Source organism: Shewanella sp. ANA-3, from assembly GCF_000203935.1.
Lineage (GTDB): Bacteria > Pseudomonadota > Gammaproteobacteria > Enterobacterales > Shewanellaceae > Shewanella.
Genome location: NC_008577.1, coordinates 41,372 through 63,218, shown reverse-complemented (window position 1 = coordinate 63,218; position 21,847 = coordinate 41,372). Strand labels below are relative to the sequence as shown.

The following is a 21,847-nucleotide window of genomic DNA, read 5'->3' as shown; positions in this document are numbered from 1 at the left end:
AATTAAGCGTTAGCTTCTTCGGCTGCTGGTGCAGCTGCTGCGGCTTGACGTTGTTGCACGTATTGTGCGAACAGAGCGTCGAAGTTTACTGGTGCTAAGTTCAGTTGTGGGAAAGTACCACGACCCACTAAGCTACCTACAGCTTCACGCGCGTATGGGAATAGGATGTTAGGGCAGTATGCACCTAATGAGTGAGCCAGTTGTGGCTCAGTCAGACCTGCGATTGAGAAGATACCCGCTTGTTGTACTTCACACAGGAATGCAGTTTCGCCAGCGTTTTGTGCAGTCACAGTCAAAGACAGAACCACTTCGTATACGTCGTCGGCTAATTTAGCGCTGCGAGTGTCTAAATCTAACTTAACTTCTGGATTCCATTCTTTTTGGAATACAGCTGGGCTGTTAGGTGTTTCGAAAGAAACATCTTTAGTGTAAACACGTTGGATGTTGAATTGTGGGGCTTGTTGTTCGTTGTTTGCTACTTCAGCCATAATTTCCTACCTATCCTATCAATGTTATGCCAACACTTATCTGGTTGGCTTTTTTGTCTATTTAGCTGGGCTTATGCTTTGATGCCTGAATGAGATCTCAGTACCGTCCCAACGTTCCCTTAACGGGGTACTTTTGAAGTCAATCTAAATACTTAATTTAAGCCCTTAGTGACCACAGGATTAGTATGCCAAACAATGATGACGCAACTGCTGCACAATCAATTAACTATGCAGCACAGCGCATAACTGCCGCCGACAACTTATCTTTTGCTTTTTGAAACAGGCATATTTGCTGCCTGCCATTCACCCATACCACCTTTCAAGTTATACAGGTTTTCAAAACCTTGTTTACTTAAAAGCTGAGCCGCTTGAGACGAGGTCATGCCAGCATTGCATACCAGTATAATGGGACTGCCTTTGAACTTTTCAAGGGCTGAAACCTGATTATTTTTGATATCCGCGAGCGTAACGTTAACTGCATCAACAATATGGCCCTTACGGAACTCGTCATTTGAACGCACATCCACGACTTTAGCGTCTTGTCTGTTCACCATAGTGGTGAGTTCTTGATGAGTGACATTTTTGATTTTAGAGAAGCTCGATTTGATCACACTGACCACAAGCATTACAAACAAACCCACCCAAGCCAGACTTAGCATAGTGTGAGCCTTAAAAAATTCGATATATTCTTGCATGGTTACAGCCCGTATAAATGGCGAAAAATTCGATAAGGGCACAGAGTATACCCATTGCCTTGGCAGATTGCAGCAGTTTAGTCACAGTTCTAGAACACAGCTCAGCCCTTGCGCCATCTCGCTTCTCTTGGCGCTCACAGAATCTGCTCAAATAGCGATTCGATGACCTTAATCTAGGTAAAGCGCTTTTTCGTACCCCGCTTACGTAGTAATATTTAACCAATTTCAGATTTCTTTAGCTTCCTTAAACTTTAAAGGTATCACCATGACGACAACTAAACGTCCAATTGCGTTGTTGATCCTCGATGGCTGGGGTTACCGTGAAAATACGCATATGAATGCGATTTACCACGCCAACACACCAGTACTCGACCGTCTCAACGCCCAATATGCCCACGGTTTAATTTCAGGTTCAGGCTTAGATGTAGGTTTGCCCGATGGGCAGATGGGGAACTCTGAAGTAGGCCATATCAACTTAGGTTCTGGCCGAATCGTTTACCAAGAGCTGACTCGTATCAGCAAAGCCATTGCAGATCATGAGTTTGAACAAAATCCAGCCCTTTGTGATGCCGTTGATGCGGCAGTCAAAGCCGGTGGCGCAGTGCACATTATGGGTTTGCTCTCTCCCGGTGGCGTACACAGCCATGAAGAGCATATCGAAGCCATGTGCCGTATGGCAGTGGCGCGCGGTGCCACTAAAGTGTACTTACATGCCTTCTTAGATGGTCGCGATACCCCACCTCGCAGCGCCAAAGGCAGCCTAAGCCACTTTGATGATCTGTTTACTACATTGGGCCATGGCCGTATCGCCTCAATTATTGGCCGTTACTTTGCCATGGACCGCGATAACCGTTGGGACCGTGTGTCTCAGGCTTACGAGCTGATCACTCAAGGCAAGGCGAAGTTCCAATACGATAATGCCGTGACCGCGTTAGAAGCCGCTTACGAGCGTAACGAAAACGATGAATTTGTGTCGTCTTCTGCCATTACCGACAGCGAAGGCAAGGTTGCCAGCTTAAACGATGGCGACGCGCTGATTTTCATGAACTTCCGCGCCGACCGTGCTCGTCAAATCACCCGTAGCTTTATCAATGCCGATTTCGATGGTTTTGAACGTGCAGTGACGCCAAAGGTTAACTTTGTAACGCTGACCGAATACGCAGCAGATATCAAAGCACCTATCGCTTATCCTTCTGAAAACCTAGTGAATACCTTAGGTGAAGTGCTGCAAAACCGTGGCCGTACTCAGTTACGTATCTCCGAAACTGAAAAATACGCCCATGTGACCTTCTTCTTCAACGGCGGTAAGGAAGAGCCATTCAACGGTGAAGATCGTATCCTGATCAACTCACCTAAAGTGGCAACCTACGACTTACAACCTGAGATGAGCTCAACCGAGCTGACGGATAAGTTAGTCGCAGCGATTGAATCCGCTCAATACGATGTGATTATCTGTAACTACCCGAACGGTGATATGGTGGGTCATACTGGCAACTTCGATGCGGCGGTTAAAGCCTGCGAAGCTGTCGATGCCTGTATCGGCCGCGTAGTTGACGCACTGGCGAAAGTGGGCGGCGAATGTATTATTACCGCTGACCACGGCAACGCCGAGCAGATGACCGACGAAACCACTGGCCAAGCCCATACGGCGCATACCAGTGAGCTCGTGCCCTTTGTGTTTGTTGGCCGTGACGCCACCATAGATGAAGGCGGTAAACTGAGCGATGTCGCCCCAACGATTCTGCACCTGATGGGTGAAACCATTCCCGCAGAGATGACGGGTAAGCCCTTAATCCACGTAAAAGAGTAGTTGTTACCTAGTGAGCACTCGACTCCCCGTTAAAGCCAGCATTATTGCTGGCTTTATGATGTTATCTTTCTCGGTCTACGCTTCTGATTTGGAGAAGCGTCAGTCCGAGTTGAAATCCATCCAAGCGCAAATCAACCAACAACAAAGCGCACTCAAAAACACCAGTAAACAGCGGGAAAAGTTACTCGCCTTGCTGCGTAGTGACGAAGAGGCCATTGCGGCGGCAGCTAAAAAGGTCAATAGCACCAAAAACAGTTTGGCGCAGATTGATACTAAGCTCGCTGAACTCAAACAACGCCAAGAAGAGTTAGAAACCCTCAAGGTCAGCCAGCAAAAAACGCTCTCAAAACAACTCTCGAGCGCCTATCTTGCCGGTAACCACGATTACACTAAGATGATGCTGAATCAGCAGAGTCCCGCCACGATTGAACGGATGTTGGCATATTACCAATACCTCAACAAGGCACGCATGAACTCGATTAACGAGTTAAAAAAGACCATCACCGAACTAGATGAAATTAAAGTCTCGCAAACCAGCAAGCAAAAACAATTAACTAAGCTGATGGCCGAGCAACAAGTGCAATCTAAGCGCTTGAACCAAGAACAAGATCAACGCCAGCTCACCCTAAAAGAATTACAGCGCACCCTGAATACCAAGGGCGCCGAACTCGAACAACTGCAAATTGAAGAAGCCAGCTTAAAACGAGTGGTTGAGCAAGCGCTTAAGGCGATGCGTGATAACCCCTCGATGGAAGGCTTCGATAAACAAGGCGGCAAACTCAAGTGGCCGACCAAAGGCCGCGTCAGTGCCAGCTTTGGCAGCCCAAGATCCGGCCAAGTGGTGTGGAAAGGCACTATGCTCTCCGCACCCGAAGGGCAAAATATTCGCGCGGTTTCTGGCGGCAAAGTCATCTATGCCGACTGGCTTAAAGGCTTTGGTATGGTGATGGTGATAGACCATGGTAAAGGTTACATGAGCCTCTACGGCCATGCGCAAGCCCTGTTAAAAAGCCCTGGGGATATGGTCAAAACCGGTGAAGCTATTGCTTTAGTCGGACGTTCGGGTGGACAGACAGAGCCTGGCCTATACTTTGAAATAAGGTATAAGGGGCAAGCGGTCGATCCAGCCAAGTACTGCCGTTAATCAGTACTCTCGCTAAGGTGGCCGTCCCCATCATCACAGGGGACGGCTATGAAACAACTAATCCGCAATATCGTCTGCCTTGGGCTCGGCCTAAGCCTAGGTCTGTCCATTAGCCTCTCCAGCCAAGAGAATGCCAAGTCATATCAAAGTGACTTCGACTACCCGCTATTGCAGGATGTATTAGAAACCGTCGAAACCTATTACGTTAAAACCGTTTCCAAAGATGAGCTGGTGCAAGCCGCCATTAAAGGGATTTTTGAGCATTTAGATCCCTATTCCAGCTTTTTAAATCACCAAGAATTACTCGACTTAAAAGACTCAAATCGGGGCGAATACTTTGGCTTTGGCTTTGAGGTCGCCAGCGATAAAGACCATATCAGCATTATCGCGCCCTTTGCCAATTCCCCCGCCGAACAGGCCGGTATCCAAGCGGGCGATATCATTATCAAGCTGAATGACACGCCAACCACCGAAACCAACCTTGCGGATATCCTCAATCAAATCAAACAACATAGCCTCAGCAATCAGAGTATTCACCTCACACTGAAGCACCATAATGATGACGCCCAGTTCGAGGTATCACTCAAACCCAGTACCATCACCATTCAATCTGTCACCAGCAAATTACTGGATGGTAATATCGGCTACGTTAGGCTCAGTAGCTTTCAAGAGAACTCCACCGAAGACATGGTGCGCAGTTTAAGCCAGTGGCAAAACGCGCATCTTACGGGTTTGATATTAGATTTACGTAATAATCCCGGCGGCTTGCTGGATCAGGCAATCAAAATCGCTGACCTCTTTTTAGCGAAGGGCCGAATCGTCTCAACCTCTGGCCGCTTTTTCGATGCCAACTCCGACTATTACGCCTCACCGCAAACCATGCTGACCAATGTGCCTATGTTAGTGCTGATCAACAAAGGCTCGGCCTCCGCCTCCGAAGTCCTCGCTGCCGCCCTGCAGGAAAATGGCCGCGCCAAACTGCTTGGTGAAACTAGCTTTGGCAAAGGCACGGTGCAAAGCCTGATCCCCATACTGAACGACGGCAATGCCATCAAGCTCACCATCGCCCAGTACAACACCCCCAGAGGGGAAAACATTCACGATATCGGCATAGTGCCCGACATTAAAGTTGCAACCGAAACTGGCTCCAATCAAAAGAATATGGCTATAATCGACGCCATCTCAGCACGAACCGATGTTAGCCAAGACAGCCTAGTCACCTCGGCAATCGCTTGGATGCAACATCATGACTAATAAGAAGAAATAGTGCGTCTATTTTACATATTGGCCCTTTGGGCTCTGAGCATTGCGCCAAGCAATGCGGCCCAAATCGCCTTGATCATCGATGATATTGGCTATCGCCACACCGACGAAGCCGTGCTGTCACTCCCAAGCGCAGTCACCTTGTCGGTACTGCCACACACGCCGCTCAGTAATAAATTAGCCAAAGCCGCGCACGCCAAAGGCCACGAGATTATGCTGCACTTACCCATGCAGGCACTCAATGGCAAAGCCTTAGGTGTTGGTGGTTTAACTAATAATATGAGCGAAGCACAGATACGTAGCAGTGTACTTGCTGCCATCGCCAGTGTGCCCTTTGCTAAAGGCGCCAACAATCATATGGGAAGCCTACTAACGCAGCTCGATGATCCTATGCTGTGGGTGATGGACACGTTAAAGCAGAAACAGCTCTACTTTGTCGATAGTATGACAACCAAGTTCACTAAGGCGGGAGATAAGGCAGATTCGCTCGGCGTGCCACTGCTACGACGCAAACTCTTTCTCGATAATGACGTCAGTGCCGCAGCATTGGAAAAACAGTTTAATTTGATGATAAGTCAGGCTCACTCGCAAGGCAGTCTGGTAGCTATCGCCCATCCTTACCCCGAAACCATTCACTTCTTAAAAACGAACTTAGCGCGCCTAAAGGCGGAAGGGATTGAGCTAGTGCCGACGTCAAGCTTGTTGCCCATCGAACTAGCCCATGAGAAAGGCACTAATCCAACTGTAAGACAGAAATAGTCATGTCTGGCAGCAGTGCCAACAGCTCATTTCGATTACTGACAATGTCCTGCAGGCTGTATTGATCTAGTACGTTTAAATACGCCTCAACGGCTTGAGCTAACACGCCCTTCAACTGGCAGGCGGGAGTAAAACGGCAATAGGGTTTGCTGCAATCAATCGGTGCCAGAGAGTTCTCTAACGCACGGATCAGCTGCCCTAGATTAATCTCGCTCGCCGGTTTCCCTAAACGAAATCCGCCCATTTTACCGCGTATGGTTTCCAGATAACCTAATTTGCCTAAATGATGCACAATCTTCGAGACATGATTTGGCGACAAATCAAATACCTCTGTAATCTCTGCGATCCTAAAAAGGGTTTTTCTATCGGGCTGAACCGCCAGATACATCAGCGTGCGAACACCAAAGTCGGTATAGCGTGTTAACTGCATAATTCACCTGTCAGCAATAAACTATTGAGATGTTTGAGTTTCAAGGTTTGTGATCAACCAGAGCGCCTCTTCATTAGAGTGTCCACAGACATCTAAAGAGGCGTCAAAATCACTACAAACCGCGGGACGATCAGGCGAGCCGAAAATCAAACATAAATTATCATCACTGAGCTGCACACAGCGTTCCCCAGCCGCCTTACCATTTGGCATACCTGGGATCCCACTGCTAATAGAAGGTGCAATACAACAAGCACCGCAGCCTAAACGACAATTCATTTTATTACTCGTAAAAGTTGGTAGACATTATAACGTTTAATTGATGTGAAGGCAGAAGCACAGTTCAATACTGCCAAGTGGCGCACAACCGCATTCCCACAAATGAAAAACTGACCTGTCCAGCCGTAAAAACTAGCAGTCTATCATAAAGAAAACCGCTAAACCCCTTTAATAAAAAGAGTGGTTTCAGAATAACTTACATAAACGAGGCTGAGTAAAACACCGCTGAAAATGAGTCTGAGTAGATTTATCCAGCGTATAAACGAAAAAAGCCTCATCTTTCGATGAGGCTTATCTCTTTGTGTTGGCGGAGCGGACGGGACTCGAACCCGCGACCCCCGGCGTGACAGGCCGGTATTCTAACCAACTGAACTACCGCTCCAACTCTGTCTGGTCATTGACCAAATTAGGCGCTTGGCGATGACCTACTCTCACATGGGGAGACCCCACACTACCATCGGCGCGATTGCGTTTCACTTCTGAGTTCGGGATGGGATCAGGTGGGACCACAATGCTATTGTCACCAAGCAAATTTGTTATTCACTACCCGTCTTATCTTGATGCAGGCAGTAAATTAAATTCGGAAAGCTGGTTTGAGTTGCACTTCTTAAGTGTTTGTATTCAAGCTAAGTACTTGTAAAACCCATCTGGGTTGTATGGTTAAGCCTCTCGAGTCATTAGTATCAGTTAGCTCAACGCCTCACAACGCTTACACACCTGACCTATCAACGTCCTAGTCTCGAACGGCTCTTCAGTGGACTTAAAGTCCAAGGGATGACTCATCTTGGGGCTCGCTTCCCGCTTAGATGCTTTCAGCGGTTATCGATTCCGAACATAGCTACCGGGCAATGCCATTGGCATGACAACCCGAACACCAGCGGTTCGTTCACTCCGGTCCTCTCGTACTAGGAGCAACTCCCCTCAATCATCCAACGCCCACGGCAGATAGGGACCGAACTGTCTCACGACGTTCTGAACCCAGCTCGCGTACCACTTTAAATGGCGAACAGCCATACCCTTGGGACCGACTTCAGCCCCAGGATGTGATGAGCCGACATCGAGGTGCCAAACACCGCCGTCGATATGAACTCTTGGGCGGTATCAGCCTGTTATCCCCGGAGTACCTTTTATCCGTTGAGCGATGGCCCTTCCATTCAGAACCACCGGATCACTATGACCTACTTTCGTACCTGCTCGACGTGTCTGTCTCGCAGTTAAGCTGGCTTATGCCATTGCACTAACCGTACGATGTCCGACCGTACTTAGCCAACCTTCGTGCTCCTCCGTTACTCTTTGGGAGGAGACCGCCCCAGTCAAACTACCCACCAGGCACTGTCCTTAACCCCGATTAGGGGCCCAAGTTAGAACATCAACACTACAAGGGTGGTATTTCAAGGACGACTCCACGAGAACTAGCGTTCCCGCTTCAAAGTCTCCCACCTATCCTACACATGTAGGGTCAATGTTCAGTGCCAAGCTATAGTAAAGGTTCACGGGGTCTTTCCGTCTAGCCGCGGGTATACGGCATCTTCACCGCAATTTCAACTTCACTGAGTCTCGGCTGGAGACAGCGTGGCCATCATTACGCCATTCGTGCAGGTCGGAACTTACCCGACAAGGAATTTCGCTACCTTAGGACCGTTATAGTTACGGCCGCCGTTTACCGGGGCTTCGATCATGAGCTTCTCTTGCGATAACCCAATCAATTAACCTTCCGGCACCGGGCAGGCGTCACACCGTATACGTCATCTTGCGATTTTGCACAGTGCTGTGTTTTTGATAAACAGTTGCAGCCACCTGGTATCTGCGACTGCCGTCAGCTTAGGGAGCAAGTCCCATCACCAACAGCAGCGTACCTTCTCCCGAAGTTACGGTACCATTTTGCCTAGTTCCTTCAGCCGAGTTCTCTCAAGCGCCTTGGTATTCTCTACCCGACCACCTGTGTCGGTTTGGGGTACGATTCCCGCTAACCTGAAGCTTAGAAGATTTTCCTGGAAGCATGGCATCAACTACTTCATCCCCTTGGGGACTCGTCATCAGCTCTCAGTGTATAGTGACCCGGATTTGCCTAAGTCACCCACCTACCACCTTAAACGCGGACTACCAACGCCGCGCTAGCCTAGCCTTCTCCGTCTCTCCATCGCAGTTAGCGGAAGTACAGAAATATTAATCTGTTTCCCATCGACTACGCCTTTCGGCCTCGCCTTAGGGGTCGACTCACCCTGCCCCGATTAACGTTGGACAGGAACCCTTGGTCTTTCGGCGAGGGGGTTTTTCACCCCCTTTATCGTTACTCATGTCAGCATTTGCACTTCTGATACCTCCAGTGTGGGTTACCCCTTCACCTTCAACGGCTTACAGAACGCTCCTCTACCGCGCAACCCTAATGGATTGCACCCGTAGCTTCGGTGGTATGTTTAGCCCCGTTACATCTTCCGCGCAGGCCGACTCGACTAGTGAGCTATTACGCTTTCTTTAAATGATGGCTGCTTCTAAGCCAACATCCTAGCTGTCTAAGCCTTCCCACATCGTTTCCCACTTAACATACACTTTGGGACCTTAGCTGACGGTCTGGGTTGTTTCCCTTTTGACGACGGACGTTAGCACCCGCCGTCTGTCTCCCGGATAGCACTCTTTGGTATTCGGAGTTTGCAAAGGGTTGGTAAGTCGGGATGACCCCCTAGCCTTAACAGTGCTCTACCCCCAAAGGTGTTCGTCCGAGGCGCTACCTAAATAGCTTTCGAGGAGAACCAGATATCTCCCGGTTTGATTGGCCTTTCACCCCCAGCCACAAGTCATCCGCTAATTTTTCAACATTAGTCGGTTCGGTCCTCCAGTTGATGTTACTCAACCTTCAACCTGCCCATGGCTAGATCACCGGGTTTCGGGTCTACGCCTTGCAACTAAACGCGCAGTTAACACTCGGTTTCCCTACGGCTCCGCTATTCGCTTAACCTCGCTACAAAACGTAAGTCGCTGACCCATTATACAAAAGGTACGCAGTCACGGTCTCAAGAACCGCTCCCACTGCTTGTACGTATACGGTTTCAGGTTCTATTTCACTCCCCTCACAGGGGTTCTTTTCGCCTTTCCCTCACGGTACTGGTTCACTATCGGTCAGTCAGGAGTATTTAGCCTTGGAGGATGGTCCCCCCATATTCAAACAGGATATCACGTGTCCCGCCTTACTCGTTTTCATCAAAGGTTAGTTTTCGTGTACGGGGCTATCACCCTGTGCCGCTGGACTTTCCAGACCATTCCACTAACACCCCTCTGACTTAAGGGCTAATCCCCGTTCGCTCGCCGCTACTAGGGGAATCTCGGTTGATTTCTTTTCCTAAGGGTACTTAGATGTTTCAGTTCCCCTCGTTTGCCTCATGTAGCTATGTATTCACTACATGATGACCGCTTATGCGGCCGGGTTCCCCCATTCGGACATCGTTAGCTCAAATGCTTGTTACTAGCTCGCCAACGCTTTTCGCAAGTTACTACGTCCTTCATCGCCTCTGACTGCCAAGGCATCCACCGTATACGCTTAGTCGCTTAACCATACAACCCAAATGAGTTTCACATCACTTGCGTCGTTGCGACCAGCTGGTTTTACTTGTCTCATCTTCGACCAAGAAGATGGACTCGCCTTAGACTTGAATATTCAAGACACTTAAAAAGTGTTTTAAGAACTCAATTTTTTCGTATTAACACAACGACAGACATCATTGTATTAATTACTATCAGCTTTCCAAATTGTTAAAGAACAATGCTTACCGGCAAGCGGTGCATTTCGCTCTCCCTTCTCTTTCGAGAAGTTCAACAAGCCATCTGTGTGAACACTCAACAAACATCGAGTTAGTCGTATAGGTAAGGAGGTGATCCAGCCCCAGGTTCCCCTAGGGCTACCTTGTTACGACTTCACCCCAGTCATGAACCACAAAGTGGTGAGCGCCCTCCCGAAGGTTAAGCTACCCACTTCTTTTGCAGCCCACTCCCATGGTGTGACGGGCGGTGTGTACAAGGCCCGGGAACGTATTCACCGTGGCATTCTGATCCACGATTACTAGCGATTCCGACTTCATGGAGTCGAGTTGCAGACTCCAATCCGGACTACGACGAGCTTTGTGAGATTAGCTCCACCTCGCGGCTTTGCAACCCTCTGTACTCGCCATTGTAGCACGTGTGTAGCCCTACTCGTAAGGGCCATGATGACTTGACGTCGTCCCCACCTTCCTCCGGTTTATCACCGGCAGTCTCCCTAGAGTTCCCACCATTACGTGCTGGCAAATAAGGATAGGGGTTGCGCTCGTTGCGGGACTTAACCCAACATTTCACAACACGAGCTGACGACAGCCATGCAGCACCTGTCTCAGAGTTCCCGAAGGCACTAAGCTATCTCTAGCGAATTCTCTGGATGTCAAGAGTAGGTAAGGTTCTTCGCGTTGCATCGAATTAAACCACATGCTCCACCGCTTGTGCGGGCCCCCGTCAATTCATTTGAGTTTTAACCTTGCGGCCGTACTCCCCAGGCGGTCTACTTAATGCGTTAGCTTGAGAGCCCAGTGTTCAAGACACCAAACTCCGAGTAGACATCGTTTACGGCGTGGACTACCAGGGTATCTAATCCTGTTTGCTCCCCACGCTTTCGTGCCTGAGCGTCAGTCTTTGTCCAGGGGGCCGCCTTCGCCACCGGTATTCCTCCAGATCTCTACGCATTTCACCGCTACACCTGGAATTCTACCCCCCTCTACAAGACTCTAGTTTGCCAGTTCGAAATGCAATTCCCAGGTTGAGCCCGGGGCTTTCACATCTCGCTTAACAAACCGCCTGCGCACGCTTTACGCCCAGTAATTCCGATTAACGCTTGGACCCTCCGTATTACCGCGGCTGCTGGCACGGAGTTAGCCGGTCCTTCTTCTGTAGGTAACGTCACAGCTGCAAGGTATTAACTTACAACCTTTCCTCCCTACTGAAAGTGCTTTACAACCCGAAGGCCTTCTTCACACACGCGGCATGGCTGCATCAGGGTTTCCCCCATTGTGCAATATTCCCCACTGCTGCCTCCCGTAGGAGTCTGGGCCGTGTCTCAGTCCCAGTGTGGCTGATCATCCTCTCAGAACAGCTAGGGATCGTCGCCTTGGTGAGCCATTACCTCACCAACTAGCTAATCCCACCTAGGTTCATCCAATCGCGGAAGGCCCGAAGGTCCCCTCCTTTCCCCCGTAGGGCGTATGCGGTATTAGCAGTCGTTTCCAACTGTTATCCCCCACGACTGGGCAGATCCCTAGGCATTACTCACCCGTCCGCCGCTCGCCACCTCATGAGTAAACTCACTTGTGCTGCCGCTCGACTTGCATGTGTTAGGCCTGCCGCCAGCGTTCAATCTGAGCCATGATCAAACTCTTCAATTAAAAGTTTTGTGAACCCTAAGGTTCGGCTCAATGAATTCTGAATCGACTTAACTTAATAAGTCGTTGTACATATTGCTATGAACACTCATTCATTGATGTAAATTTTGATTACTCGCCAAATGGCAGAGTAATTTCGATTAACTCAACACCTGTGAGTGTCCACACAGATTTCTTGTTTAGATTGTTAAAGAGCATTTTGACCACTCACTTCGCGTTACCGCTCAGCGGGTCAGGGCTGCGTATTCTACGCATTTCCCCAGTCGCGTCAAGGCGTTTTTGCAAACTTCTTGATGCTTTCGAACCAAGTGCACATTTTGCATTCGATTCTGACTCACACCGCATTCGCTTTCGCTGTCTGCTGTGTCAGTGGATGCGCATTATAGGCAGCGAAACTTTTTGTGCAACCCCTAATTTAAAGATAATTAGCTTTTTTACACTGTTCGTTGGATATTTGACCTGACCAGTCAGTTTTTAGCCTTTATAATGCGAAAAACCACTCAATTAGGGACTTTTTTATGTCAGGGCCACTCAGAACTTACCAAGGGATTCATCCACAACTCGGCGATAATGTGTATGTAGACTCTGCTTCGGTACTCGTTGGCGATATCGCTTTAGATACAGATGCCAGCATTTGGCCTATGGTGGCGGCGCGTGGTGACGTAAACCACATTCGTATTGGTAAGCGCTCCAATGTGCAGGATGGCAGCATATTGCACGTGACCCGTAAATTCGCCTCTCGTCCTGACGGTCATCCATTGATCATTGGTGATGATGTGACGATTGGGCATAAAGCGATGCTGCATGGCTGCAAGGTTGGCAATCGTGTATTAGTGGGGATGGGCGCGATTATCCTCGATGGCGCCATATTAGAAGATGATGTGATTTTAGGTGCGGGTTCGTTAGTACCGCCAGGTAAGGTGCTGCAGAGCGGCTACTTATATGTCGGCAGCCCTGCAAAACAGGCGCGACCTTTAACCGAAGCGGAATTGAAGTTTTTACCTGAATCTGCAGATAACTATGTGCGCTTGAAAAACGAATACTTGGCAGAACCTCAGCCAGAATAATGTTTCTATTAAATCGAGATGGCAGTATTTAAGCTGCCATCTCGCTTGTGTTGTGCTTAGCCTATTGCGTTGTACTTAGCCTAAGTGTACTGCGCCAAACTCATCAAACTCTTCTGCTTCAATTAAGGCTTCTGCCATTTCTTCCGCATCGAATCGCACCGCATCAAATAGCGCTAACACGGCAGACGCTTCATCGCTATTGGGCTGAGGCGAAAAATCATTTAACTGCGCCAGCTTCTGCGCGCTGATATAACACTTAATGTTCATTCCCTGCTGCTGGGCAATAAAGCAAATGTGTTTTTGGGTTTCATCCCAATGTTGCAGATCGGGGAATAAAATACTCTGATTCATCTTCTCTTCCTCTTGAGCCTCTATTGCGCGTCGACCTGCAGTTTGTCCCTGAGCAATTTAAGCACTCCTGAGGTATCTGGCTCGACGCCACGCCAAAGTGCAAAACTCTTCGCCGCTTGACCGACAAGCATACCCAGTCCATCAATCACTTGCGCTGCACCCTGTTGCAAAGCCCATTGATTAAATGCTGTTGGTTTGGCGCCATACATCATATCGTAGCAAGCCGTTTTGTTGCCTATGATGGACTGTGACAGTGGCGGTAACTCTCCCGCTAGACTCGCTGAGGTCGAGTTAATCACTAAATCGAACACCCCCGACAACTCTGACATCGATACAGCCTGGAGTTTATCGCTGTAGCGCCCTTCTTGTACTTGGCTGAAAATATCCACTAAGGCCTGTGCCTTACTTTGGGTTCGGTTAGTGATAACCAATTGCCCGACTTCAGCCTTGAGCAATGGCAAGATACAGCCGCGCGCCGCACCGCCGGCCCCCACCAAGAGTACCCGCTTATGCTGCAAACTGCCGAGATGGCGAACAAGATCGGCCACCAGCCCCAGACCATCGGTGTTATCACCGTAAATAGTGCCATCGGCCAACAAGCTTAGAGTATTGACCGCACCCGCCAATGTCGCTTCGGCACTTAAGCTGTCGCAGAGGGCAAAGGCTTGCTCTTTAAAGGGCACAGTCACATTCGCGCCCTTTCCTCCCGCCTGAAAAAATGCTCGTAAACTCGCTTCAAAACCATCTATGGGCGCCAGAATCGCTTCATAACTCAAAGTCTGCTGTGTAAGAGACGCAAACTGTCCATGAATAAAGGGCGATTTACTGTGACCTATCGGATTGCCAAACACGGCATATCGATCAAGCGCTGGCGTAGTTACTGAGGGCATATCTGTCATCTGCGGGATTCTATTGGCTGTAAGTGGCTTGCAGTCTAGCGTGCTTTTAGGCGGTAGCACAGCTTAATGGCGAGTCTAAGTTGTTGTACCTGACTTTAGCCCCCTGTTTCGCAGTGGCATTCAGGCTATAATGCGCGCATCAATATTGTAGATGCAGTGCAGTTAGACCTATGAACTGGCTTAAAAAGATTTTTAGTAAACACACAAGTGCGCCGGATGACAGGGATCCGAATCAGTCGAATGCCTATGATTTAATTGGTGGCGACAAAGTGATCCGTGCTATTGCCAATAGTTTTTATCAGAAAATGGCAAGCTCGGAAGAAACACGAGCCTTATTCGCGATTCACCGTGCACCGATTGCGGAGTCGGAGCAGAAGCTCTATGAGTTTTTAAGTGGCTGGCTCGGCGGTCCGCAGTTATATCAGCAAAAGTATGGTCATCCCGCATTACGCGCACGCCATATGCCCTTCGCTGTAGATGAGACGATGCGGGATCAATGGCTATTTTGCATGAAGTTTGCCATTGAAAAGCATATAAAAAAGCCAGAGCATCGCGCCGCTATCTATGAGGCGATTTCCACTCTGGCCGATCATATGCGTAATCAGTAAAGTACGATTACGCAATTCATATTAGCGTGCTTATACCCAATCTCGAGGCTTGAGGTAGTTATCGTAAAGCTCTGCCTCAGGGCTACCCGCCTCTGGCGTATAAGCATACTGCCAGCGTACCAATGGCGGCATTGACATCAAAATAGACTCAGTACGACCACCAGTTTGCAGGCCAAACAAGGTACCTCTGTCGTATACCAGATTGAACTCAACATAACGGCCGCGACGATATAACTGGAAATCACGCTCACGCTCGCCATAGGGAGTTTCTTTACGACGCTCAACAATCGGCGCATAAGCGGTTAAGAAGCCATTCCCCACCGCCTGCATAAAATCGAAACTCTTATCGAAGCCTGCTTGGTTCAAGTCATCGAAAAACAATCCGCCCACACCGCGGGTTTCATTACGATGTGGCAGGAAGAAATACTCATCACACCACTTCTTATATTTAGGATATACGTCGTCACCAAAGGGCAGACACAGATTTTTAGCGGTTTGATGCCACTCACGCACATCTTCTTCGAAAGGATAGTAAGGCGTTAAGTCAAAACCACCACCAAACCACCAAACGGGATCCGCGCCGTCTTTATGGGCAATAAAGAAACGCACGTTAGCATGGGTAGTTGGAATATAAGGGTTTTTAGGGTGAATCACTAAAGAAACGCCCATGGCCTCAAAACTACGACCCGCCAATTCTGGGCGATGAGCCGTTGCCGATGCGGGCATGGCCGCACCTGTTACATGGGAAAAGTTCACCCCGGCTTGCTCGAATACCGCACCTTGGGTTAAGACACGACTGGTACCGCCACCGCCTTCGGTGCGCGTCCATGAATCGGCAGCAAAGCTTGCCTGTCCATCCAATTGCTCAAGACCCGCACAAATTCGATTCTGTAGATCGAGTAAAAATGCTTTTACCACTGTCGCATCTGGCACGCTCATCTGCTTTTATCCTTTGCGTTATAAATCAGTTATTGTCCGTTACGTAATATCTTACCGCTGCGGGCATCAATAATGGTGGAGGGTTGACGCTGCTCGCCTAATGCCCCTAACACTAAGGCATCAATCTTACCCTCAAAGGCATTAAGAATTTCATCACCGCTCAGCGCAGGATCTTCGCCGGCTAAATTGGCGCTAGTCGAAACCAGTGGTTTACCTAAGGCTTGGCATAAAGCGCGCACTCCGTCATGGGCGGAGACGCGCACGGCGATAGAATCAAACTCACCACATAAATAGCGCGAAACATGCGGCTTAATCGGCATCACAAAGGTAAAGGGGCCAGGCCATTTAGAAAAGGCAAACTCGAGTTGCTCGGCGCTCAGCTGTGACTCATCGACATAATCCACTAACTGGGAAAACTCGCTCGCCACTAAGATAAGCCCCTTCTGCCAAGGACGTTGCTTTACCGCGAGTAATTTTTGGATGGCGGTGTCGTTGTCGGGATCGCAGCCTAAACCATAAACGGCTTCAGTGGGATAGGCGATAACGCCACCGTTAAGCACTAAGTCTTTAATTTCAGATGGGTGCAGCTGTAACATCTTAATATCACCTTATGAATTGAATCGATTTCTACAAACACGTTTTAGCCCTTGGCCACCCCATCCGTGGTCGATGGGGGATTATACCCAAGGGTGTTTATACGACCAAATCTTTAGAGCCAGATCACACTAAAGCGCGCGTTTGTATTTACAGCTTTTTTGCGGACATTCTAAACGCATCCCCGCGGCCCCTTTGCGCTCGACTAAAATACCAAAGCCACAACTCGGGCAAGTTTCGGCAACGGGAGGATAATTCACGATGAATTTACATTTGGGATACGCACTGCAAGCATAAAAACTCTTACCAAAACGGCTGGTACGATGCTCAAGCTTGCCAGTTTTGCATTCGGGACATGCCACCTCAGGTTTATCGTTCTCCTGATCTGGCCTTTCTATATGGGTACAACTGGGATATTGAGTGCAACCGATAAAGATACCGAAACGCCCCGATTTGACCGCTAACTCATGGCCGCACTCGGGACACTTGGAGCCTTCAATCACTTGGGTTTCAATCGATTCATGCTGCACTAAGGGACGGGTATATTGGCAGGTAGGATAGTTGTTACAACCAATAAAACTCCCATGTTTGCTATGTTTTACCGACAACTCGCTGCCACACTCTGGGCATAGCTCGAATTCTTTTTCCAGCGCGTGCTCATGGGCACTAAATAGTTGTTCATCGATCTTAGACATAATCATTACCACCAGTCATTGCGTCTAATCCGCAGATAACTCACCACACAGGTATTAACAAGCTTATGGCATCAAAAAAGGAGGGCTAGCCTCCTTTCTCATTATTCATCACATCGCAACGCTTAAGAATGTAGCCGACCTTCTTCAGGCTGCTCAAAAATTAAATCTTCCATTTGCTCATAGGCGGACTCATGGCCGGGCGCATTAAAGAGCACCATCAGAATCACCCACTTAAGATCTTCGAGGATCAAGGCAGGCTCATCGAGCTCCATGACTCTGTCGATCACCATCTCACGGGTTTCGACATTCAGCACTTTCACTTGCTCTAAAAATAGCAGGAATCCACGGCATTCCACGTCCAGCTTTTCCATTTCTTCTTTGGTGTAAATCCGAAATGAATGCTGATCATGATTGCACAGGTAAGGCTTATCGCTTTCCTGCAACTCAGCCAGACGCTCCAACCAAGTTAAGGCTTTCAAAATCTCTGACTGGTGAAAACCAGCACGAGTGAGTTCCTTGGTTAACTCGTCTTCATCCACTAACAGTTCAACTTCACTGTGAACATAGTTTTCAAATAGATACATGAGGATATCAAACATGGCTAGCTCCTCTTTACTCTGACGTAACCACCGGGTACTGCAACAACCCAACCTTGCAACTCAAGTTCAAGCATTTGTTCTAACACCAGATCTATCGTTTTCCCACTATGTTCGACTACAGCATCAATTGTTGTAGTTTCATAACCTACACTAGCTAACAGCGATGAAAATGGCAAATCACAAATCTCACCTTGCTGTATATGGTGGCGAGTGTTGACTTCTTCAAGGTGAAAAGCCGTCAAACTTACCAGCTCTTCCACTATATCGGCCGCACTCTCCACAAGTTTTGCCCCATCCCGCAATAAATCATGGCAGCCTTGATGAAAGCCGCCAAGAATCGAGCCCGGAACAGCAAAGACCTCACGCCCCTGCTCCATGGCCAACCTAGCGGTGATAAGTGAACCACTCTTACGGCAAGCCTCAACCACCAGCGTACCTAAAGAAAGACCGCTAATAATGCGGTTTCGTTTCGGGAAATTGCCCGCAAATGGCCCTATATCCGGCCAAAACTCGCTTATTATACAGCCTTGGTGCTGAATATCCTCATAAAGCTGCTTATGTCGACGCGGATAAATAATATCAATCCCAGTTCCGAGCACGGCAAGCGTTCTTCCTCCATGGTCAACACACGCTTTATGGGCGGCGCCATCAATCCCCATCGCCATGCCGCTGCAAATACTAAATCCTAGCGCTGACATCTCTCGAGCTAACTGATAAGCAACCTGTAATCCACCGGGAGACGCATTACGACTCCCGACTATCGCGAGCGAGGGGAGCAACAGCGCCTCAACACAGCCTTTGATAAATAAGACGCTTGGAGGATCGGGTAACTGTTTAAGTAATGGAGGATAAAAGGGATCGGTAAAACAAACGAGGTGATGCAGTTCAGACTGTTGTTGCCATTCGAGGGCTGCATCGACCCTTTGATAATCAATGACTAGGCTATGGAGTAGATTGTCAGACAAAGGGAGCGAGTGTCTCTCATGCTCCAATCTTTGCCTGAGGTCGTCCACATCCATGTGCGTTAATAATTGTTGTGTCCGAGCGGGTCCTAGCCCAGATACCGCATTAACAATTAACCAATCGACCAAATGTTCAGGGATTATTCACCTCTAAAGGCTAAGGAGTCCGGCGCGATTAATTTATCGTCGACCCGAACAGAACGTTCCGTCGAGACAACTAAACCTAAGCTCGCTTTATCAAATACCTTAAAGACTAAGAGTTTTCCATGGTAAATATCAGGCATCTTAATGGCGCGATCTGACGACAGTGATGCCACCACATTGTCATAGGCGGTGCGCTCGGCCGCAGGTACGGGTTGACCATCGTTATTGATCACAATTTCTTCGCCATCGCGGTAAATGGAGAACACTTCACCTGGCTCAACACCATCCTGCGTGCCTTTATCTAAGTACACCACATTTAGCTTACCCGCCTCACGCATTTTCGATTCAATCGCCAGTACGGTCGCAGGTGTCTTAAGCTCTGCAGGTTTTGGCGTAAAATAGGCAGACATTAAGGCTTCATCTTCCATCGGCAACGCCCTAAAACCCGCCTTGGTTTCACGGTAGTTGCTGAGGATTTTTACCTTAGACACTTTGCCAGATTCGATAACCTGGCCAGTCGATGCCAGAATCGCTTCTTGTCCTAAGGCTTCACCCGTTTGTTTATTGAAGAAGTCACGACCGCGTTCATACATGCCCAGCTTTTGGTTTAAGGGCAGTTCGCTGTCGATATAAATCACATCGCCAACCACATGGTGACGTGAAGGGCTCTCACCCGCGAGCACCATAGGTTGCTGTGCAAACCAGTCGGCATCCACCACACGGTTTTGCACCAGATAGTTTTGGATTAACGCTAAGTCAACCGCAGGAACCGCATTGCTCTTAGCAATCACGCGCCCCTCAGGGGTTTTGCGAATATGGGGTTTTCCCTCGTTAGCGCCATTGCGCACTAATCTGGGTTGGCCATCGATAAAGACTAAAGTGAGCTGATCGCCGGGGTAAATTAAATGAGGGTTAGCAATTTGGGGGTTAACATCCCATAAACGTGGCCACTTCCAAGGGTCATTTAAAAAGGTTGCCGAGATATCCCACAGGGTATCGCCCTTTTTTACCACATATGACTCAGGATGCCCTGCTTTCAGCGTGAGAGTATCAGCGGAAACCAACGTGCAATTAAATGTCATTAACGCAAGTAAAATTAGCCGTTTCATGGTGCGGTCCATGTTGTTTAGCTCTTAAATCGAGCTTTTACTGTTATTGATAGGCACTAAAGATTAAAATTAGCCCATTAGCCTCAGTCAGTATAACCAACTGATTGAGATTTGACAGACTTGTTAAGAGTTTAAGTATGGCACTATTAAAAGTTTTACGCTTTCCCGATGAAAGATTGCGAACTCAAGCGACGCCGGTCACAGAGTTTACTGCTGAGTTGCAAACACAAATCGATGATATGTTCGAGACCATGTACCAAGAAAAAGGGATTGGTCTGGCAGCAACCCAAGTCGACTACCATAAACAACTGATCGTGATGGATTTACAAGACGAGGTCGATCGTCCTAAAGTCTTTATCAATCCCGAAATTATTGCCAGTAGCGGTGATTTCTGTAACGAGGAAGGTTGTCTGTCAGTCCCAGGTATCTATGCCAAGGTCGACCGCGCCGAGTTTGTTACCGTTAAGGCACTGGATAGACACGGTAATGAATTCACCGTTGAAGCCGATGAGCTTTTTGCTATTTGTATTCAGCATGAAATGGATCATCTGAAAGGTAAATTATTTGTCGATTATCTGTCGCCATTGAAACGCCAACGGATCAAACAGAAACTTGAAAAAGCGGCCAGACAGGACGCCAAATAAGCATTAGGATCAGATTTGAAACCACTCAATATCATCTTCGCCGGAACACCGGATTTTGCCGCTCGCCATTTACAGGCGCTGATTAACTCACATCACAATGTGATTGCCGTCTACACTCAGCCGGACAGACCCGCAGGGCGCGGTAAAAAACTCACCGCCAGCCCAGTTAAAGAACTCGCAGTCAGCCACGACATTCCGGTTTATCAGCCGGGTTCACTGCGTAAAGAACCCGCGCAGCAAGAACTTGCCGCCCTCAATGCCGATATTATGGTGGTTGTCGCCTACGGCTTAATCCTACCTAAAGTAGTGCTCGACACGCCGCGTTTAGGCTGCATCAATGTTCACGGTTCTATTCTGCCACGCTGGCGCGGTGCGGCGCCGATTCAACGCGCGTTGTGGGCAGGCGATAAAGAAACCGGTGTGACTATCATGCAAATGGATGTCGGCCTAGATACCGGCGACATGCTACTGAAAACCTACTTGCCGATTGAAGATGATGATACTTCAGCCACCCTTTACGAGAAGTTAGCTCTGCAAGGGCCAGACGCGCTGCTGCAAGCACTCGAAGGTTTAGCCAACGGCACCCTAACGGCCGAGAAACAAGATGAAGTCTTAGCGAACTACGCCGAAAAGCTCAGTAAAGAAGAAGCGAGACTCGATTGGCGCAAATCCGCGACCCAACTTTGGCAAGAAGTTCGCGCCTTCAATCCTTGGCCTGTGAGCTATTTTGAGCACCAAGGCAATACCATTAAGGTGTGGCAGACCCAAGTCAGCACCACCAGCAGCAATGCCGCACCCGGCACTATTATCAGCGCCAGTAAAAAAGGCATTGAAGTCGCTACCGGCGATGGTGTGTTAACTCTGCTCAGCATGCAATTACCCGGTAAAAAACCACTCAGCGTGGCCGACATACTCAATGCCCGCGGCGATTGGTTTACCCCAAACACTCGTCTTAATAACGAGGCGCAATAA

General features: G+C 48.7%; 20 protein-coding genes, 1 tRNA gene and 3 rRNA genes. 8 read left to right on the top strand and 16 right to left on the bottom strand.

Going from position 1 to position 21,847, the window contains the following annotated elements:
• Positions 1-2: 2 nt before the first annotated feature.
• A complete protein-coding gene (gene secB, locus SHEWANA3_RS00290) occupies positions 3-488 on the bottom strand; it encodes a protein-export chaperone SecB (protein WP_011620882.1) in 486 nt (161 codons plus the stop codon).
• 260 nt (positions 489-748) lie between these two features.
• Positions 749-1,183: a rhodanese-like domain-containing protein gene (locus SHEWANA3_RS00285; RefSeq protein ID WP_011620881.1), complete on the bottom strand. Its 435-nt coding sequence runs from the start codon at positions 1,181-1,183 to the stop codon at positions 749-751.
• A gap of 265 nt (positions 1,184-1,448) precedes the next feature.
• On the opposite strand from SHEWANA3_RS00285, the gene gpmM reads away from it, so the two are divergent.
• Genes gpmM through SHEWANA3_RS00265 form a run of 4 tightly spaced genes read left to right on the top strand, consistent with a single transcriptional unit; the run spans position 1,449 to position 6,159 of the window.
• Positions 1,449-2,993, top strand: a complete 1,545-nt coding sequence (gene gpmM, locus SHEWANA3_RS00280) for a 2,3-bisphosphoglycerate-independent phosphoglycerate mutase (protein WP_011715340.1) — start codon at positions 1,449-1,451, stop codon at positions 2,991-2,993.
• A gap of 10 nt (positions 2,994-3,003) precedes the next feature.
• Positions 3,004-4,137 (top strand): peptidoglycan DD-metalloendopeptidase family protein, encoded by a 1,134-nt coding sequence (locus SHEWANA3_RS00275; RefSeq protein WP_011624692.1) that lies wholly within the window; start codon positions 3,004-3,006, stop codon positions 4,135-4,137.
• Between the two features lie 48 nt (positions 4,138-4,185).
• Positions 4,186-5,391 carry a S41 family peptidase gene (locus tag SHEWANA3_RS00270; RefSeq protein WP_011715339.1) on the top strand — a complete coding sequence of 402 codons (1,206 nt, stop codon included), beginning with the start codon at positions 4,186-4,188 and terminating at the stop codon, positions 5,389-5,391.
• A gap of 12 nt (positions 5,392-5,403) precedes the next feature.
• Entirely contained in the window at positions 5,404-6,159 is a 756-nt protein-coding gene (locus tag SHEWANA3_RS00265) for a divergent polysaccharide deacetylase family protein (RefSeq protein ID WP_011715338.1), read from the top strand.
• Here the strand turns inward: SHEWANA3_RS00265 and SHEWANA3_RS00260 are convergent.
• The 6 genes from SHEWANA3_RS00260 to SHEWANA3_RS00235 form a co-directional block, all read right to left on the bottom strand.
• Positions 6,134-6,589 (bottom strand): Rrf2 family transcriptional regulator, encoded by a 456-nt coding sequence (locus tag SHEWANA3_RS00260; protein ID WP_011715337.1) that lies wholly within the window; start codon positions 6,587-6,589, stop codon positions 6,134-6,136. The genes SHEWANA3_RS00265 and SHEWANA3_RS00260 overlap by 26 nt on opposite strands.
• A 21-nt stretch (positions 6,590-6,610) precedes the next feature.
• The gene (locus SHEWANA3_RS00255) at positions 6,611-6,865 is read right to left on the bottom strand and encodes a YkgJ family cysteine cluster protein (protein ID WP_011715336.1); all 255 of its coding nucleotides are present in this window, start codon (positions 6,863-6,865) and stop codon (positions 6,611-6,613) included.
• A gap of 305 nt (positions 6,866-7,170) precedes the next feature.
• Positions 7,171-7,247, bottom strand: a tRNA-Asp gene (locus SHEWANA3_RS00250).
• Positions 7,248-7,277: 30 nt separating this feature from the next.
• Positions 7,278-7,393: ribosomal RNA gene (gene rrf, locus SHEWANA3_RS00245) — 5S ribosomal RNA — on the bottom strand.
• A 128-nt stretch (positions 7,394-7,521) separates the two neighbouring features.
• Positions 7,522-10,414: ribosomal RNA gene (locus SHEWANA3_RS00240) — 23S ribosomal RNA — on the bottom strand.
• A gap of 310 nt (positions 10,415-10,724) precedes the next feature.
• Positions 10,725-12,267, bottom strand: a 16S ribosomal RNA gene (locus SHEWANA3_RS00235).
• The 16S, 23S and 5S rRNA genes sit together here with 1 tRNA gene alongside, the layout of an rRNA operon.
• A gap of 515 nt (positions 12,268-12,782) precedes the next feature.
• Here SHEWANA3_RS00235 and SHEWANA3_RS00230 point away from each other — a divergent pair.
• Positions 12,783-13,331: a gamma carbonic anhydrase family protein gene (locus SHEWANA3_RS00230; protein ID WP_011715335.1), complete on the top strand. Its 549-nt coding sequence runs from the start codon at positions 12,783-12,785 to the stop codon at positions 13,329-13,331.
• 75 nt (positions 13,332-13,406) lie between these two features.
• Here SHEWANA3_RS00230 and SHEWANA3_RS00225 read toward each other — a convergent pair whose 3' ends face one another.
• Together SHEWANA3_RS00225 and aroE are read right to left on the bottom strand one after the other, a co-directional pair.
• Positions 13,407-13,682 (bottom strand): DUF1488 domain-containing protein, encoded by a 276-nt coding sequence (locus tag SHEWANA3_RS00225; RefSeq protein ID WP_011715334.1) that lies wholly within the window; start codon positions 13,680-13,682, stop codon positions 13,407-13,409.
• Positions 13,683-13,702: 20 nt separating this feature from the next.
• Positions 13,703-14,581 (bottom strand): shikimate dehydrogenase, encoded by an 879-nt coding sequence (aroE, locus tag SHEWANA3_RS00220; RefSeq protein ID WP_011715333.1) that lies wholly within the window; start codon positions 14,579-14,581, stop codon positions 13,703-13,705.
• Positions 14,582-14,751: 170 nt separating this feature from the next.
• Here aroE and SHEWANA3_RS00215 point away from each other — a divergent pair, with 170 nt between their 5' ends.
• Positions 14,752-15,189: a group II truncated hemoglobin gene (locus SHEWANA3_RS00215; RefSeq protein ID WP_011715332.1), complete on the top strand. Its 438-nt coding sequence runs from the start codon at positions 14,752-14,754 to the stop codon at positions 15,187-15,189.
• 30 nt (positions 15,190-15,219) lie between these two features.
• Here SHEWANA3_RS00215 and hemF read toward each other — a convergent pair whose 3' ends face one another.
• The 6 genes from hemF to SHEWANA3_RS00185 all read right to left on the bottom strand — a co-directional run bounded on the left by hemF (position 15,220) and on the right by SHEWANA3_RS00185 (position 20,243).
• Positions 15,220-16,128, bottom strand: a complete 909-nt coding sequence (gene hemF, locus SHEWANA3_RS00210) for an oxygen-dependent coproporphyrinogen oxidase (protein ID WP_011715331.1) — start codon at positions 16,126-16,128, stop codon at positions 15,220-15,222.
• Between the two features lie 29 nt (positions 16,129-16,157).
• Entirely contained in the window at positions 16,158-16,724 is a 567-nt protein-coding gene (locus SHEWANA3_RS00205) for an L-threonylcarbamoyladenylate synthase (protein WP_011715330.1), read from the bottom strand.
• A gap of 129 nt (positions 16,725-16,853) precedes the next feature.
• On the bottom strand, positions 16,854-17,417 hold the full coding sequence (locus SHEWANA3_RS00200) for a topoisomerase DNA-binding C4 zinc finger domain-containing protein (RefSeq protein WP_011715329.1): 564 nt from the start codon (positions 17,415-17,417) through the stop codon (positions 16,854-16,856).
• 122 nt (positions 17,418-17,539) lie between these two features.
• Positions 17,540-18,016 (bottom strand): DUF494 family protein, encoded by a 477-nt coding sequence (locus SHEWANA3_RS00195; protein ID WP_011715328.1) that lies wholly within the window; start codon positions 18,014-18,016, stop codon positions 17,540-17,542.
• Between the two features lie 2 nt (positions 18,017-18,018).
• Positions 18,019-19,035, bottom strand: coding sequence for a DNA-processing protein DprA (gene dprA / locus SHEWANA3_RS00190; RefSeq protein ID WP_011715327.1), 1,017 nt, complete (start codon positions 19,033-19,035; stop codon positions 18,019-18,021).
• An 83-nt stretch (positions 19,036-19,118) separates the two neighbouring features.
• Positions 19,119-20,243, bottom strand: coding sequence for a LysM domain-containing protein (locus tag SHEWANA3_RS00185; RefSeq protein ID WP_011715326.1), 1,125 nt, complete (start codon positions 20,241-20,243; stop codon positions 19,119-19,121).
• Positions 20,244-20,368: 125 nt separating this feature from the next.
• On the opposite strand from SHEWANA3_RS00185, the gene def reads away from it, so the two are divergent.
• Both def and fmt read left to right on the top strand, forming a co-directional pair.
• Positions 20,369-20,875: a peptide deformylase gene (gene def, locus SHEWANA3_RS00180; RefSeq protein WP_011620865.1), complete on the top strand. Its 507-nt coding sequence runs from the start codon at positions 20,369-20,371 to the stop codon at positions 20,873-20,875.
• Between the two features lie 15 nt (positions 20,876-20,890).
• Positions 20,891-21,847 carry a methionyl-tRNA formyltransferase gene (gene fmt / locus SHEWANA3_RS00175; RefSeq protein WP_011715325.1) on the top strand — a complete coding sequence of 319 codons (957 nt, stop codon included), beginning with the start codon at positions 20,891-20,893 and terminating at the stop codon, positions 21,845-21,847.

Bases quoted from the DNA above. Each gene is read 5' to 3' on its own strand.
- secB (WP_011620882.1), bottom strand. From the start codon at position 488: ATGGCTGAAGTAGCAAACAACGAACAACAAGCCCCACAATTCAACATC.
- SHEWANA3_RS00270 (WP_011715339.1), top strand. From the start codon at position 4,186: ATGAAACAACTAATCCGCAATATCGTCTGCCTTGGGCTCGGCCTAAGC.
- def (WP_011620865.1), top strand. From the start codon at position 20,369: ATGGCACTATTAAAAGTTTTACGCTTTCCCGATGAAAGATTGCGAACT.
- SHEWANA3_RS00285 (WP_011620881.1), bottom strand. From the start codon at position 1,183: ATGCAAGAATATATCGAATTTTTTAAGGCTCACACTATGCTAAGTCTG.
- hemF (WP_011715331.1), bottom strand. From the start codon at position 16,128: ATGAGCGTGCCAGATGCGACAGTGGTAAAAGCATTTTTACTCGATCTA.
- dprA (WP_011715327.1), bottom strand. From the start codon at position 19,035: ATGGATGTGGACGACCTCAGGCAAAGATTGGAGCATGAGAGACACTCG.
- SHEWANA3_RS00260 (WP_011715337.1), bottom strand. From the start codon at position 6,589: ATGCAGTTAACACGCTATACCGACTTTGGTGTTCGCACGCTGATGTAT.
- aroE (WP_011715333.1), bottom strand. From the start codon at position 14,581: ATGACAGATATGCCCTCAGTAACTACGCCAGCGCTTGATCGATATGCC.
- SHEWANA3_RS00230 (WP_011715335.1), top strand. From the start codon at position 12,783: ATGTCAGGGCCACTCAGAACTTACCAAGGGATTCATCCACAACTCGGC.
- SHEWANA3_RS00195 (WP_011715328.1), bottom strand. From the start codon at position 18,016: ATGTTTGATATCCTCATGTATCTATTTGAAAACTATGTTCACAGTGAA.
- SHEWANA3_RS00185 (WP_011715326.1), bottom strand. From the start codon at position 20,243: ATGGACCGCACCATGAAACGGCTAATTTTACTTGCGTTAATGACATTT.
- SHEWANA3_RS00255 (WP_011715336.1), bottom strand. From the start codon at position 6,865: ATGAATTGTCGTTTAGGCTGCGGTGCTTGTTGTATTGCACCTTCTATT.
- SHEWANA3_RS00225 (WP_011715334.1), bottom strand. From the start codon at position 13,682: ATGAATCAGAGTATTTTATTCCCCGATCTGCAACATTGGGATGAAACC.
- SHEWANA3_RS00205 (WP_011715330.1), bottom strand. From the start codon at position 16,724: ATGTTACAGCTGCACCCATCTGAAATTAAAGACTTAGTGCTTAACGGT.
- SHEWANA3_RS00200 (WP_011715329.1), bottom strand. From the start codon at position 17,417: ATGTCTAAGATCGATGAACAACTATTTAGTGCCCATGAGCACGCGCTG.
- gpmM (WP_011715340.1), top strand. From the start codon at position 1,449: ATGACGACAACTAAACGTCCAATTGCGTTGTTGATCCTCGATGGCTGG.
- SHEWANA3_RS00215 (WP_011715332.1), top strand. From the start codon at position 14,752: ATGAACTGGCTTAAAAAGATTTTTAGTAAACACACAAGTGCGCCGGAT.